The sequence below is a fragment of the Pseudomonas sp. S35 genome (genome assembly GCF_009866765.1).
Classification (GTDB): domain Bacteria; phylum Pseudomonadota; class Gammaproteobacteria; order Pseudomonadales; family Pseudomonadaceae; genus Aquipseudomonas.
The window spans coordinates 2,309,449-2,324,157 of record NZ_CP019431.1 but is presented as its reverse complement, the minus strand read 5'-3'; the positions used below and the strand labels follow the sequence as shown (position 1 = coordinate 2,324,157).

Here is a 14,709-nt window from a genome sequence, read left to right as displayed (position 1 = left end):
ATCCCATGATCGAGATCCGTTCTTTTCGTGATCTGCTACGCCTGTTCTTCATCTTCCGGCACGAGTTCAAGCTGGCCGCCCTTGCCGCGTTGGTGATCATACTGCTGGGAGCTTTCTTGCTGCCGGCCAAGTACGAATCCACCGCGCGCCTGCTGGTCAAGCCGGGGCGCGATTCGACCCTGCCCATCGAAATCAGCAACCGCCAGGCGCTGGTAATGCCCAGCACCCAGCGCGACCCGATTGTCGATGAAGAGCGCCTGCTGACCGGGCGCCCTATCGTGCGGACCGTGGCCGAGCACTACCTGGAAGCGATTGCCAATCAGCCGCCGCCCGAGGGCTTTTTGAAGCGCACCAAGTATTACGTCAAAAGTGCAGTCGGCGGCGTTTTCGACGGCCTGCGCGTGGTCCTGGAAACGGTGGGCATCGTTGAAAAAACCACGCCGGTCGAACGCTTGGCCGCCAGCCTGGAGAAGAACTTCGAAGTTAGCCACGCGGCCGGGTCAACGGTGATGGACATCAGCTTCACTTGGGGCGACCCGGAAATCGCCCAGGCGGTGGTCAAGAGTTGGGTCGAAACCTACATCAACGAACGCACCCAGGCCTTGGGGCGCAAGAGCCTGTATGTGTTCTATGAAGGCCAGGTGTCCACCAGCGCCACCGAGATCAAGGGCTTCAAGGAACAGATCCTCACACACCTCAATGAGATCGGCGCGGCCAGCATCACTGATCGCCTGGAAGACTTGTCCGAGCGCATCAACGTCTTGCGCGGCGAGACGTTCAACACCACGCGCCTGATCGCCTCTTCCGACAGCGCCATTGCGAGCACCCGCACCCAGCTCAAGACCCAGCCCAAGGAAGTGACCACGGTGCGCCAGATCGCACTGAACCCGCAGCAGCAGGACCTGCGTCGCCTGCTCAACCAGAAGCTGCTGGAAAAGGCCGACATGTTGCGTACTTACACCGACACTGCGCCGCCGGTCAAAGCGCTGGACGCGTCGATCCGCGCCATGCAGGCCCATGTCGCCAGTGAAAGCAACACGGTGCAGAGTTCGGAAAACCGTGCGCCCAACACCTTGGAAATCCACTTGCAGCGAGTGCTGCTGGATGAAACGAGTAACAACCTGGCGTTGCGCACGCAACTGGTCCAGCAGCAAAAGCAACTGGCCAACCTTGAAGCCCAGCGCAAGCAAGCCCTGGAGATCGAACCGGAGTTGACCCGCCTGGGCCGCGAGCTGAGCACCGCCGAACGCAACTACGCGCTGTACGTGGACAACCTGGAAAAATCGCGCATCGACCGTGAGCTGGATAACAGCCAGATCAGCAACATCGCGGTGATCGAAGAGGCCACCCTGAACCCCGGCCGCATCTTCCCGAAAACCCTGGTGATGCTGCTGTTGGCGATCCCGTTTGCCATCGTCGTCGGCCTGCTGGTGATCTACCTGTGCTACCTGCTCGACCAGCGTATTCACGACGGTGGTTTGGTGGAACGCAAGTTCGGCCTGCCGCTGTGGACCACCCTGCCAGAGTTGGACACCAGCACCGCCCAAGGCACCAACGCGTTCAATGCGAGCATCTACCGCCTGTACGGTCTGCTGCAGTTGGACCGGATTGCCGAGCACGGCATGACCCTGGGGCTGACCTCGGCGCGTCATGGCGAAGGGGTGACGTTTGTGGTCGAACACCTGCGCCAGTTGCTTGAGGAAAACGACATCAGCGTGCGTATCGGCGGGGCCGAACCTGCCAAGCCGAGCGAAGTGGTGCTGCTGGACGCGTCGGCGTTGCTGGATAACCGCGATGCGTTTATCAACCTGCGCCGCGCCGACCTGATCGCCTTGGTGGTGGAAGCAAATAAGAGCACGGTGCCTGTGGTCGAGCACGCGCTGTCGATCCTCAACACAGCGTTCGGCAAGGTGGACGGCATCATCATCAACCGGCGTAAGTTCGAAGTGCCGGCCAAGGTGCTCAAGACTATTGCCAAGTACCAGAGGGCGTTCTGATGCGCATCGCCCTGCTCGCCCCGTTGCCGCCGGAAAAAAACGGGATCGCCGACTACGCGAACCATTTCCGCACGGCCCTTGAACACCTCGGCGTAACGGTCCTGACACCGTTGACCGGTGTAGCGGGCAATAGCGAGGCGATCAAGCAGGCTATCGGTGGGTTTGATTGGCAAAGTGTGGACTTGGTCCACGCCGAGCTGGGCGGCGGCCGGCTGGGCGAGTTTCTGGCCCTGCGTGAGCTGCGCAAGGCCTACCCGGCATTGCCCTTGACCGCCACCGTGCATGACCCGGAACGGATTGTGTGGCGGCGCGAGCAACTGCCGTTCCCGTTGAACCTGCTGCAACGCCTGCCCAGCCCGCTGCCCCAGGCGGCGGTCGTGCTGGCCGACCCGCTGACCCTGCGTGAAGAGCGCCAGGTCGCTAAAGGCCTGACGCGGCTGATCACCCTCACCCGCCTCGGCGCCGAGTGCCTGGGCCAGCGCATGCAACTGCCGGCGGGCAAAGTTGCGGTGATCAACCATGCCAACCTGGCCATCCCACCCGTACCGCTGCCGCCGCTGGACACCCTGCACCTGCTGTACTTCGGGTTTATCTACCGGGGCAAAGGCATCGAGGACCTGCTGCAGGCCCTCGCCGCCGTGTTCAAGCAAGCGCCCCAATTGCGTGACCGCGTGCGCCTGACCCTGGCCGGTGGTACCGCCGCCGAAATGGCGTTTGGTGCGGGCGGCGATTACCTGGAGCAGTTAAATAGCCAGATCGCCGAACTCGGCCTGGCGGACGCCATCGACTGGCGGCTGAACCTGCCGGCCGACGAGATCGCCCAGACCATCCAGGCGCACCATGTGATGGTGCTGCCCTATCGCGAATCGAAAAAACTTGGCCTGCTCGGGCGTCAGCGTGGCACCAGTGGCGCGCTGTCCTGGGCCGCAGCCTGTGGGCGCGGAGCGATTACCTCCGATGCGCGCGCCTTCGCCGAGGAGGTCGCCAGCGGCAACGGCGCAATCTACCCCGAAGGCGATGTGGCCGCGCTCAGCGAGCAACTGCTGCGCCTGGCACGCACGCCGATGTTGGCCCGGGACTGGGCCGAACGCGCCGGTGAAATCGGCCGTGAGCGCTTGTGGCCGTTGACCGCGCAGAAGTTCGCCGAACTGTTTGGCGATGCCATTAGAGGAACCCGCTATGGCGCGTAAACGCACCTACTTCGCTACGCTGGCCGTGGTCGCCGCCCTAGGCCTGACTGCGTTTTTGTGGGGGCGCCCGGCGGATGCCGAAAGCCATGTGCTCAAGGGCACCAAAGAGGTGGTGTGGAAGGATTTCCTGGGGGTGAACGCACAGTTCCTGTGGTTCAGCCCCGAGCGTTACCAGAAGCAGATCGACCGTCTCAAGGCGCTGGGCTTGGAGTGGGTACGCCTGGACCTGCACTGGGACCAGTTGGAACCGGTGGAGGGCCAGTACCAGGTCGCGACCCTGGATCAACTGGTGGGCAAGCTGCAGGACAATCAACTCAAATCGGTGTTCTACCTGGTCGGTTCAGCGCCGTTTGCCACTACGGCGCCGGTGGGTGCGCCCTATCAGGACCAGTACCCGCCGAAAGACCCGAACGTGTTCGCCAACCGCATGGCGCTGCTCGCCCAGCGCTACCCCAGCGTCGACGCCTGGCAGGTGTGGAATGAACCGAACCTGCTGGGTTTCTGGCGCCCGGTGGCGGACCCGGCTGGCTACGCCACGCTGCTGACTACCACCGCCGCCGCGCTGCGGGCGGTGAGCCCGGGCAAACCGGTGGTCGCTGCCGGTATGGCATTTTTCAGCGAAATGCCCAACGGCCAGACCATGTTCGACGCCCTTGGCGCCCTCGGCGTGGCCAGCCTGAACACCATCATCGCCTACCATCCCTACACCCAATTGCCCGAAGGCAACGACCCGGCCAACCTCGACTTTATCGCCAAGACCACCGCGCTCAACCAGGCCCTGCGCAACGGCGGCGTGCAAACCCTGTGGAGCACCGAATGGGGCTGGTCGACCTACACCGGCCCCAAAGACGCCCAGGACATCATCACCCCACAAGCCCAGGCCGATTACGTGGTGCGCCGCCTGGCGCTGATGAGCGCGCTCGATTACGACAAGATCTTCCTGTTTACCTTGAGCGATCTGGACCAACGCGCCAGCGTGCGTGACCAGTCCTACGGTTTGCTGGACATCGACACCAACCCCAAGCCGGTCTACACCGCGCTGAAAAATTTCCTTGACGTCAGCGGGCCCAAGCTCACCCCCGGTGATCCGCCGACGGCCGACCAGTTGCCCGACGGCTTGTTCAGCATCGGTTGGACCCGCACCGACGGGCGCAAGCTGTGGTTTTTCTGGTCGGCCCAAGGCGGCGACGCGCACTTGCCAGGCTTGGCCAGCGCAACCCTGTACGACCCGCTGCGCGGCACGCAAACCCCGGTGAGCGGCACCAACGGGTTGACCGTCGCGGTCAAGCCGAACCTGCAAATTCTGTTATGGGAGTGAGTCCCGCCATGCGCATTTTATGGATCCTGCCCTACTCGCCGTGGCCCGCCACCAGCGGCGGCAAGACGCGCCAGTTCCACCTGCTGCGTAGCCTGGCGGCGCGCGGGCATCGGATTACCTTGTTACTGCATGACAAGCACCCGGTCTCGGTCACCGACCGCCAGGTGCTGGAAGCGTTTGTCGAACAGTTGATCATCTTGCCGCGCCGACCGCTGCGCAGCTTCAAGACCCTGGTGGCCGGGCTTTTTGCGCCCTACCCACTGCTGGCCAGCGTAAATGGGTTATCGGGCGAACTGCAGGACACCTTCAATTGGCTGCTCGGCGAGCATTGGGACGTGGTGCAAATCGAACACAGCTACAGTTTCCAACCTTACGAAGATGCGCTGGCGCGTAACTCGCAACCGTTTGTGCTGACCGAACACAACGTCGAATCAGCCCTTGGCGCCGCCACCTACGACCGTTTGCCAGGTTGGGCACTGCCGTTTACCCGCTACGATCAATGGCGCTATGCACGCTGGGAACGCCGGGTGATGCGCCAGGCCGCCCAGGTGGTGGCGGTCACTGACAACGATGCGCAGACCCTGGAAAAAATCGCCGGCAAACCGGTGCCGGTGGTGGTCAACGGCGTGGACTGCGATCACTTCGCCGCCGCCCATCCCGACCCGTCGGCCCGCCGCGTGCTGTTCCTGGGCAACTATGAATACGCGCCGAACGTGGACGCCATCGAATGGGCCTTGGATGAAATCCTGCCCAAGGTGTGGGAACGCTGCCCAGATGCGCGCATGAGCGTGTGCGGCTTCGGCATGCCAGGCAGTTGGCGCGAGCGCTGGAAAGATCCGCGTATCGAGTGGCAAGGCTTCGTGCCCAACCTGCTGAACCTGCAATCGAGTTGTTCGGTGTTCCTGGCGCCGTTGCGCCACGGCGGCGGCTCGAAACTCAAGGTGCTTGAAGCCCTGGCCGCTGGCCTGCCGCTGGCCAGCACCGAGCAAGGCGTATCCGGGCTGGACCTGGTGGAAGGCCTGGACTACCTGGGCGGACAAAGCGCTACCGAGCTGGCCGATGCGGTGGTGCGCCTGCTGCAATTTCCCGACGCGGCGGCGCCCATGGGTGAAGCCGGCCGCGACTATGTGCGTCGCGCCCATGACTGGAGCGTCGCCGCCAGCCAGTTGGAGCAGGTGTATGCCAGCCTCGTGCCACACACTCAAAAGGAGCCGGCATGCGTGTAGGCCTGGATTACCGCACCGTCGGCACCTCGCCGCAATCGGGCATCAGCCGCCAGGTGTATGCGCTGGAGAGTGCGCTGCACACGCTGCCGGGCATTGAGCTCGAGCGCTTTACGGTGGCGCCCCTGGGCGATGAAACCCGCTTATGGGCCCATTGCCCGGCCTGGGGCTGCGCCAAGACCGCCATGCACCAGCCGCAGAATCGCCTGCGTTTCGAAGCCGGTTTCTTGCCGCGGGCGTTGCGCGAGCAACATATCGATCTGTACATCAGCACCTTCAATATGGGCCTGCCGCTGCCACCCAAGCCGAAAGGCCTGCGCAGCGTCGTGCTGCTGCATGACCTGTTCCAGATCACCCTGGACAACTACCACGCCAACCGCTTGAAGGCGTTGATCTACAAGACCTGCGATCGCCTGTCGATCGCCTACGCGGTGCACAGCGCCGACCGCGTGTGGACGCCGTCGCAGTACAGCGCCGATGAAACCGCGCGGCTGTTTCCCAAGGCGGCGGGCAAGATTCGCGTTTTGCCCAATCAGGTCGACGGGTTCTGCGAACTGGCCGCCGACCTCAGTGCGCGCCAGTTGCCTGAGCGTTACTGGCTGCTGGTGGGCACCCGCGAGTTGCGCAAGAACGTGCCGTTTCTGGTGCAGGCCTGGCAGCAGGCGCGGCGCCAATCCCCCGCCGTGCCGGAACTGGTGCTGGTCGGCAGCCTCGATCATTTGCCCGAAGCCCAGCGCACACTGCCGGGCATTCGTGCCTTGAGCGGTGTGTCGGATGCCGAGTTGCACGCGTTGTACCGCCAGGCCTCGCGCCTGTGGCAACCGTCGTATGCCGAAGGGTTTGGTCTGCCAGTGATCGAGGCGTTAAGCGTCGGTACCCCGGTGGCGGTGGCCAGCGGCACCTCGTTGGACGAAATCACCCCGCCGTCGGCACCGCGCTTTTCACCTACCGATGGCCCGGCGCTGGTGCAATTGATGATCGGCCTGGGTGAGCGGCCCGATGAAGAATCCCCCGAGCAACGGCGCCAATGGGCACAGCGCTTCAACCACCACGCCTATCGCACGCGCCTGGCCGAACTGATCGAGGAATTGACGTGAGAGTGAACCTGGCAAGCCTCGTCGCGATCCTTTTCGGCCTGCTGTTCGGCGCCCTGGCCCTGCTGCTGTCGCCAGCCAAGGCATTTCTGGCCGTGATCGGCCTGGCGGGCGCCGTGACCATCCTGCGCTTTCCGTTCTGGGGCCTGTTGCTGTTCGCCGGCGTGGCGACGTTCATGCCGTACTCGACCGTCAACCTGGGCATTCGCACCACGGTGAGCGAGGCGATTCTGGCCCTGACCTGGGCCGCGCTCCTGTGGCACAGCTTTCTGTCGCGCTTGCCCCAGGCACCCAGCCTGACCCGACGCCCCACCGATCAAATGCTGGTGTGGCTGATGCTGTTCAGCGTGTTCCCGTTCATGGTCGGCCAGGTCATCACCCATGCCGACAGCAGCGGCCTGGCCAACTGGCTGCGCTGGTTGCTGAACCTGTCGGGGGTGTTCCTCGCTGCCAAGTTGCTGGTGGACCAAAAGCACCGCGAATCCCTGGTCATCGCGCTGTTGCTCGGCACCCTGGCGATGCTGGTGTTGTCCATCGCGGTGTTTGTGCGTACGCGCTCAGGCGCCGGGATTGCACCGATCCTGGGGCTGTTCAACTACGCCAACTTCGACATGCTCAAGTTCGGCCTAGAGGCCATGTCCTCGCGCATGGGTTCGCCGTGGACCCACCCCAATGCCATCGGCGGGATCATGGCGCTGCTGCTGCCGTTGGCCTTCTGCTTCGGCATGACCGAGCAAGGCTGGAAACGCGCACTGGGCCTGGGCGTGGCGTGCCTGGGGGCGGCGGCATTGCTGCTGGCCAGCAGCCGTGGCGCGATGGTCAGCCTGGCGCTGGTGCTGATGTGGATGGCCACGCGGCGCGTGCCGTACACCGGCCGCTTGTTGATGATCGGCGCGGCGCTGACGGTGGCGCTGGTGATGGCGTATCCGCCGTTGCAGGATCGCCTGGCGACGATTTTTTCCTCGGACAACGCCAGTACCGAAGTGCGTTTCGACGAGTACCGCATGTTCCCGCAGGCCGTGGCGGCCTACCCGCTGGGCATCGGCTTCAAGGTCGACCCGCCGGTGCCGGGCACCCATCTGCTGGGCATCTCCAACCTGTGGCTGAACTACGTCTACAAGATCGGCATCGTCGGCATGCTGCTGTTTGTGGCGGTGACCGTGCGCTGGTGGCGTGAAGCCCGCCCGGAGAAAGGCCCGATCCGCCTGACCAAGGACAATGCGCTGTGGCTGGGCACCACGGCGGGGATTTTGTCGGCGCTGGTCAGCGGCGTGTTTGACCACTATTTCAGCTTTGCAGTGGTGATGGTGGCGCTGTTCTGGCTGATGGTGGGCATCAACGTGCTGGAAGCCCGGCGCCTGTTCCCGGCGCGCCTGCCGCAGGTCAAGACGGTGGTCCACCGCAAACCGCTGCTCAGTGGCGCGCAGCCCTGATGCTCGGCTCCGCCGCGTGGCTGACCCTGGCGACCCTGCTGGGCCTGTGCCTGGGGTTTGCGCGTGAATGGTTGCTGGTGGCGGCCTGGGGCGCGGGAGAGCGCAGCGATGCGTTCCTGATCGCGCTGTTCTTGCCCGAGGCGCTGCGCATGTCATTGGCCGGCGGCGTGCTGAGTGCGGCGGCGTTGCCGTTGTACCTGGCGCGCAAGGACGGCGAACGGCTGGACTGGCTGGCGGTGCTGTTCCCGGCGCTGATGTTGATTGCCTTGGTCACCAGCCTGCTGCTGGCACTGTTGGCGCCGTGGCTGGTGCAAGTGCTCGGCCCAGGGCTGGCCGACACCGCGACGGCCTTGGCCAGCAGCAACCTGCAGATCGTCGCCTGGTGTGTGCCGGGGCTGATGCTGCATGCATTGTTCAGCATTCCCTTGCAGGCCAGCGAGCGGTTTGTGCTGGCCGGGTTGGGCTCGTTGTTGTTCAACCTGCCACCGGTGACCTACCTCGCCCTCGCCGGCACCGCGACCCAACCTCACTCACTGGCCCTGGCGTGCCTCGCCGGCAGCCTGCTGATGCCCCTGGCGCTACTGCCGTCGATGTGGCGCCAGGGCTGGCGGCCGTGGCGCTGGCAACTGACCTTCGCGCCACTGCGGGAACTGGGCGCACGCATCGGCCCCTTATTGATCAGCAACGGCGCCAGCCAGGGCCTGGCGCTGATCGAACGGCTCGTGGCATCGCTGCTCGGCGAAGGCGCGGTGACCTGGGTCAACCTGGCCCGCAAGCTGATGAACCTGCCGCTGATTGCGCTGATGAGCCTCAACCAGGTGCTGCTGGGCATGATGAGCCGGCGCCAGGGCGATGCGCGCCTGGCCCTGCTCAAGCGCGGCCTGGAGACCGCCAGCGTGCTGACCCTGCCTGCCGGCGTCGGGCTGGTGGCTGCCGCGCCGAGCCTGGTGGCGCTGCTGCTGCCCAAGCAATCGGCAGACTCGCCGTTGCCGCTGCTACTGGCGTGGTTTGCCGTGCCGTTGGTGTTCGGCGCCTGGAACGCTTTGCTCGCACGGTACGCCTACGCCGCCGGCGATACGCGCCAGCCGCTGCGCTGCGAACTGCTCGGCAGCCTGGTCAACGTGCTGCTGCTTGGCGCCTTGCCGTTTGTGTTCGGCCTGGCCGGGATTCCACTCGCCGCCCTGGCGGGCGTGATCTGTACCGCGTTGCTGCTGATGCAGCGCCAGGCCTTGCTCGGCGCCCTGCCCTGGGCCCGGCACTGGCTGCTCAGTGCGCTGGTGCTGGGCATCGCGGCGCTGGGGCTGTTTCGTACTGAAGGCGTGTGGCTGCAACTGGGGCTGAGCACCCTGGCCGGCGCCGTGGTGTTGCTCGGGATGGGGCTGTGGCTCAAGCCGTGGCGCAAGGCATGAAGGATCGACTGGGGAGACGTACATGAAACATCGCTGGATCCAGATGGATATCGCCAAGGGCATCGGCATCCTGGTGATCGTGTATGCCCACAGCTGGTTTGTCGCCACGTCCCCGGACCTGATGTACCCGATCCTGGCGTCGTTCGTGCTGCCGTTGTTCTTCTTTTTGTCGGGCGTGTTTTTCAAGCCTGAACAACCCTTTGTAGAGATGGCGATTCGCAAAGCCGATGGCCTGCTCAAGCCATTTTTCTTCACCATGCTGCTGTATGTGATCGTGCGCGATGTGCTGCGCGGCCAGCCGTTACTGCCGGACATCGGCGGCGTGTTCTACGCCTCGGTGGACACCATCCCGTGGCAGGCACTGTGGTTTCTGCCGCACTTCTGGGTGGCGATTCTGTTCAGTTGGGTGTTGTTGCGCCTGATCCAGCGCCTGCCGCTCGCGGTGAGTTGCCTGGTGATGCTGGTGCCGTTGCTGATAGGCATCTGGATGCTGCCGTGGTTTTGGCAATTACCGGTAACCCTCAACGGCCACACCTGGGTGTTGCCAGGGTTGCCGTTCAGCCTGGATATCACCCTGATCAGCAGCGCGTGTTTCATCTACGGCTACTTGCTGCGCGATTGGCTGCGCACGCATGAGGGTTCCTTGCTGACCCTGCTGGTTTCCATCGTGCTGTTCGCGGCGGTGTTCCTCTATCGAGGCGACACTATGGACCTGGCGCAACGACGCTACGACCATTGGCTGTGGACCAGCCTGCTGGCGGTGATTGGCGTGTACCTGTGCTGGGCGTTGGCGCGGGTGCTGATGGTATCGGCACTGATCACCCGGGGTATGACCTACATCGGCCAGTCGACCCTGATCCTGTTGATCTTCCATGGTGAGATCCAACACAAGACTTTCGACCTGATGGAGCGCCTCGGGCTGCCTGCATTCATCGCGGCCTGCATCGGTTTTGTCGTGGCCGTGGTGGTGCCGTTGTTGATCGGGGAAGTGATCAAGCGGGTGGCGTTCTTGCGGTTTTTCTACTTTGCGTTTCCGGTGCGCAAGGCGCCTGAACAGCGCCGTTGAACCTATGTGGGAGCGGGCAGCGCCCACATAGGCCTGTGTTTCAGTCGTCCAGTTGTTGCGGGGCGGGCTTGCTACCCGGCTTGGCGGGTTTGGCGCCCTTGGCTGGCGGGGGTGGCGCAGGTTCGGGTTGCGCGGCGGCAGCGGCTTCTTTCTCCGCCATAGGCATCTGGTCGATGGTGCTGAAGAACTCCTTCAGGTCGAGCGTATCCGGAGGCACGGTCTTCTCGAGTTTCTTCTCGCCATCCTTGCCGATCAGGATCACCTTGGTGCCGCTGCCGGCGCCCAGTTTGAGCGCACGGATCAGCGCGTTGGTTTCCGGCGGGGTGAGTTTTTTGCTGTCTTTGGGGTCTTTGGCGAACTTCTCACCTTCGGCGCCGATGCTGCCGAACTTCACCGTGTAGAACACCATGCTGCGCTCTTCGAAGGACTGCTTGGTTGCAGGTTCGTCCAGCTGTTTCTTGAGCGTTGCCAACGTGGGGTTGCCGGCATCGAGCTCTACCACCACCAGCGGACGGGCCTTGCCCAAGTCCTGCTTGAGCGGATTATCATCAGCAGCCAACAGCGGCCCCGTAAAAGCCATCAAGGTAGCCAGGGTCAGCGACCGGATGAGCATGCGCACCTCCTTTGAATTCCATGCAGGGTTCTTGAGTTTCATGTCTGCGACAGTCAAATTCAAGGATGATTCCTACACCGCCTTCAGAAAGCGTAGGCCACGACGCCCGCTACGCAAGGGCTTGAAGCGCACATGCGACATTGTTTCCTTTGATTGCACAAACATTACGAGACCTTCCAGTCCGGCCAATGCCGCGCAAACACGGGGGCCACGATAGGGTCGGCATCTACCTGCGCCAGCGTCTGGGCAAAGCCTGGCGCCAGGGCATTCAATGCCTCACGCGCGTCGTCCCAGCGCGACACCGCTGCTGCCATGATGCCCAGTGCATTGGGCGCACCCTGCGGGGCAGACAGCTGTTGTTCGAACTGGTCGGCGAACACCACCCAGGCCTGATGCAAATAGCGACGAGTGCCCGTAGCCAGTTGCACCTGGGCCGCTTCATTGGCGTTGCCCAACCAGCGTTGCGGGTAGTCGATGATGCCAATCGCCGAATAGCAATTGGCGGCGATGTACACCAGGCCTCTGATGATCTGCGCACGGTCGCCGCTCAGCAGGTGTGAATTGGGGAACTCAAGGCCCAGGTGGATCAGGATCGCCGCGCTTTCGGTCAGCACCTGGCCATCGGGCGTGACCAAGGTGGGGATCTGCTTGAGCGGGTTGATGCGTGCCAGGGCATCGCTGCCCTCGCTGTCCTGCCAAGAGCTGGCGTCTACCCGGTGCCACGGCACCGCGCAACGTTGCAGGGCAATTTCGATCATGCAGGAGCCGGATTCGTCAGTGCCGTAGAGCGTGTACATGGGCGTTTTCTCCTATCGCTGGGGACGTAAGCTCCCACATGCTTGACCAAGGTTGTACGTTAGAACAGCCCCATTTGTCCGCCGACCAAGGTGGCGAAGTCATCGTGCACAAACGGCAGAATCGCATCGGCCACCGGCTGTAATTGCCGCGTGACGTAGTGATCGTAGTCGATGGGCGCCTGGCGCACTTCCAGCGGTTCAGGGCCGTTGACGCTGATCACGTAACTGATCCAACCACCGCGCTGGTACTGGCGCGGACGCCCGAGACGGTCGTTGTACTCATCGGCCAGGCGCGCGGCGCGCACGTGGGGCGGCACGTTGCGTTCGTAGTCGTCCAAGCGGCGGCGCAGGCGCTTGCGGTAGATCAGCAGCTCATCGAACTCGCCGCTCAGGGTCCGACGCACGTAGTCGCGAATGTAGTCCTGATGGGGCTGGCGGTGGAAGATGCGCTGGTAGAGCTCCTGCTGGAACTGCCGGGCCAGGGGCGACCAGTCGCTGCGCACAGTTTCCAGGCCTTTGTAGACCATGTCTTCAGTGCCATCGCTGCGGGTGACCAAGCCGGCATAGCGCTTTTTGCTGCCCTCCTCTGCCCCGCGAATGGTGGGCATGAGAAAGCGCGTGAAGTGGGTTTCGTACTGCAACTCCAGGGCGCTTTGCAGGCCAAACGCGCTGTGCAGATGCTCACGCCACCACGCATTCACATGCTGTACCAGCGCCTGGCCGATACGGCTGGCGTCCTCCTGGGAATGGGCGCTGCCGAGCCAGACGAAGGTGGAGTCGGTGTCGCCGTAGATCACTTCGTAGCCTTGGGCTTCAACCAGTTCGCGGGTCTGGCGCATGATCTGGTGGCCACGCAGGGTGATCGATGACGCCAGGCGCGTATCGAAGAAGCGGCAACCGCTGGAACCGAGTACGCCGTAGAACGCGTTCATGATGATTTTCAGCGCTTGGGACAGCGGTGCGTTGTGTTCGCGCTTGGCCACTTCGCGGCCTTCGGACACGCGGGCGACGATGGACGGCAGGCAGTGCCGCGTGCGGGAAAAACGTGCGCCGCGAAAGCCTTCCACCGATTCACTGTCATCGGGATACTTGAGGCCTTCGATCAGGCCCACCGGGTCGATGAGGAAACTGCGGATGATCGACGGGTAGAGGCTTTTGTAGTCGAGCACCAGCACCGATTCGTAGAGGCCGGGACGCGAGTCCATGACGAACCCGCCGGGGCTGGCCTGGGGTGGTTTGTCGCCGAGGTTGGGCGCGACAAAGCCCTGGCGGTGCATCAGCGGCATGTACAGGTGAGTGAACGCGGCGACGGAGCCACCGTTGCGGTCGGCCGGCAGCCCAGTGACGCTGGCCCGTTCGAGCAGGAACTTGAGCAGTTCGGTCTTCTCGAAAATCCGCGTGACCAGCTCGCAGTCCTTGAGGTTGTAGCGCGCCAGGGCGGGTTTGTCTTCAGCGAACATCCGATTGATTTCGTCCATGCGCTGGTACGGTGTGGAGATGTCCTTGCCCTCGCCCAGCAGGGTTTGCGCGACGTTTTCCAGGCTGAAGGATTCGAAGCTCCAGGTAGCCGAACGCAAGGCTTCGATACCGTCGATGATCAAGCGCCCCGCCGCGGCGGCGAAGTAATGGTTGCGGCTGCCGTGTTCGCGCCAGGCCATGGGCTCTTCACCACGCCCGAGCATGAGCGGCACCTTGAGACGCTGGGCGTGTTCGTGGAGCACGCGCAGGTCGAACTGCACCACATTCCAGCCGATGATCGCGTCGGGATCAAAGGTGGCGAGCCATTGGTTGAGGCGTTCGAGCAACTGGGCACGGGTGTCGCAGTAGTCGAGCTTGAAGTCCACCGCGTCGGTTTTGTTCGGTGGGCCGAGCATGTACACCTGGCGCTCACCACAGCCTTCGAGGGCGATGGAGTACAGGTCGCCCTGGGCGGTGGTCTCGATGTCCAGGGACACCAGCTTGAGCGGGGGCCGGTAGTCGGGCGCGGGTTTCATCTGCGCATCGCACAGCACACCCGCGGCGTCCGGTGTGCCACCGAACCACACCGGGGCGGTGATGAAACGCTCCATCATGTAGCGCTCAGGCGGGCGTACGTCGGCTTCGTAGACGTCGACGCCAGCAGCGCGCAGGCGTTTTTCCACGTCCATCAACTGCCGGTGCTGGCGGGTGTAAAGGCCCAGGACCGGGCGGTGATGAAAATCGCACAATTGCAGGGGGCGCAATTGGATATCGCGCTCACCCTTGAGCAGCCAATCGAGTGGCTTGCGGTGGGCTTCGGGGATGAACATCACCGAGGTCTGCGCAGGTAGGCGAATAAACCGTGGCCCCTGGTCGGTGGCCAGCCAGAAACTGACCTCCGTGCCCGCCGGGGTATCGCGCCAATGCCGGGTCAGGACAAAACCCTGCTGTAAATCCACCGTACCGCACCTCAGGAATCGCATTCAGGCGTTGATTCTACGCGGCATCGGCACACACGCGGCAGGTAAACGCGCATGTGGACCGCAATCACATAAATCTGTTGCACGACGCCAATAACAATCACTATCATTCGCACCGGAGTCGTATCCGC

At 63.5% G+C, this 14,709-nt stretch carries 11 protein-coding genes; 8 read left to right on the top strand and 3 right to left on the bottom strand.

From position 1 onward, the window contains the following. Positions 1-5: 5 nt before the first annotated feature. From PspS35_RS10600 to PspS35_RS10565, 8 genes are read left to right on the top strand one after another with little or no spacing between them, the layout of a single operon-like run. Complete coding sequence (locus PspS35_RS10600) at positions 6-1,997, top strand: exopolysaccharide transport family protein (protein ID WP_159934193.1); 1,992 nt, start codon at positions 6-8, stop codon at positions 1,995-1,997. After that, positions 1,997-3,187 (top strand): glycosyltransferase, encoded by a 1,191-nt coding sequence (locus PspS35_RS10595; protein WP_159934191.1) that lies wholly within the window; start codon positions 1,997-1,999, stop codon positions 3,185-3,187. The genes PspS35_RS10600 and PspS35_RS10595 overlap by 1 nt, the downstream gene beginning before the upstream one ends. Further along, on the top strand, positions 3,177-4,505 hold the full coding sequence (locus PspS35_RS10590; protein ID WP_159934189.1) for a beta-galactosidase: 1,329 nt from the start codon (positions 3,177-3,179) through the stop codon (positions 4,503-4,505). Before PspS35_RS10595 ends, PspS35_RS10590 begins: the two co-directional genes overlap by 11 nt. Positions 4,506-4,513: 8 nt before the next feature. Further along, complete coding sequence (locus tag PspS35_RS10585; RefSeq protein ID WP_159934187.1) at positions 4,514-5,731, top strand: glycosyltransferase family 4 protein; 1,218 nt, start codon at positions 4,514-4,516, stop codon at positions 5,729-5,731. Beyond that, the gene (locus PspS35_RS10580) at positions 5,722-6,825 is read left to right on the top strand and encodes a glycosyltransferase family 1 protein (protein ID WP_159934185.1); all 1,104 of its coding nucleotides are present in this window, start codon (positions 5,722-5,724) and stop codon (positions 6,823-6,825) included. The genes PspS35_RS10585 and PspS35_RS10580 overlap by 10 nt, the downstream gene beginning before the upstream one ends. Before the next feature lie 2 nt (positions 6,826-6,827). Next, on the top strand, positions 6,828-8,255 hold the full coding sequence (locus PspS35_RS10575; protein WP_159938021.1) for an O-antigen ligase family protein: 1,428 nt from the start codon (positions 6,828-6,830) through the stop codon (positions 8,253-8,255). Further along, positions 8,255-9,664, top strand: a complete 1,410-nt coding sequence (murJ, locus tag PspS35_RS10570) for a murein biosynthesis integral membrane protein MurJ (RefSeq protein WP_159934183.1) — start codon at positions 8,255-8,257, stop codon at positions 9,662-9,664. The genes PspS35_RS10575 and murJ overlap by 1 nt, the downstream gene beginning before the upstream one ends. A gap of 22 nt (positions 9,665-9,686) precedes the next feature. Next, positions 9,687-10,730 carry an acyltransferase family protein gene (locus tag PspS35_RS10565; RefSeq protein WP_159934181.1) on the top strand — a complete coding sequence of 348 codons (1,044 nt, stop codon included), beginning with the start codon at positions 9,687-9,689 and terminating at the stop codon, positions 10,728-10,730. Between the two features lie 40 nt (positions 10,731-10,770). Here PspS35_RS10565 and PspS35_RS10560 read toward each other — a convergent pair whose 3' ends face one another. The 3 genes from PspS35_RS10560 to PspS35_RS10550 form a co-directional block, all read right to left on the bottom strand. After that, the gene (locus PspS35_RS10560; RefSeq protein ID WP_159934179.1) at positions 10,771-11,343 is read right to left on the bottom strand and encodes a DUF4174 domain-containing protein; all 573 of its coding nucleotides are present in this window, start codon (positions 11,341-11,343) and stop codon (positions 10,771-10,773) included. Positions 11,344-11,507: 164 nt separating this feature from the next. Continuing rightward, the gene (locus PspS35_RS10555; protein WP_159934177.1) at positions 11,508-12,140 is read right to left on the bottom strand and encodes a glutathione S-transferase; all 633 of its coding nucleotides are present in this window, start codon (positions 12,138-12,140) and stop codon (positions 11,508-11,510) included. Positions 12,141-12,199: 59 nt separating this feature from the next. Further along, the gene (locus tag PspS35_RS10550; RefSeq protein ID WP_159934175.1) at positions 12,200-14,557 is read right to left on the bottom strand and encodes a DNA polymerase II; all 2,358 of its coding nucleotides are present in this window, start codon (positions 14,555-14,557) and stop codon (positions 12,200-12,202) included. Positions 14,558-14,709 lie beyond the last annotated feature (152 nt).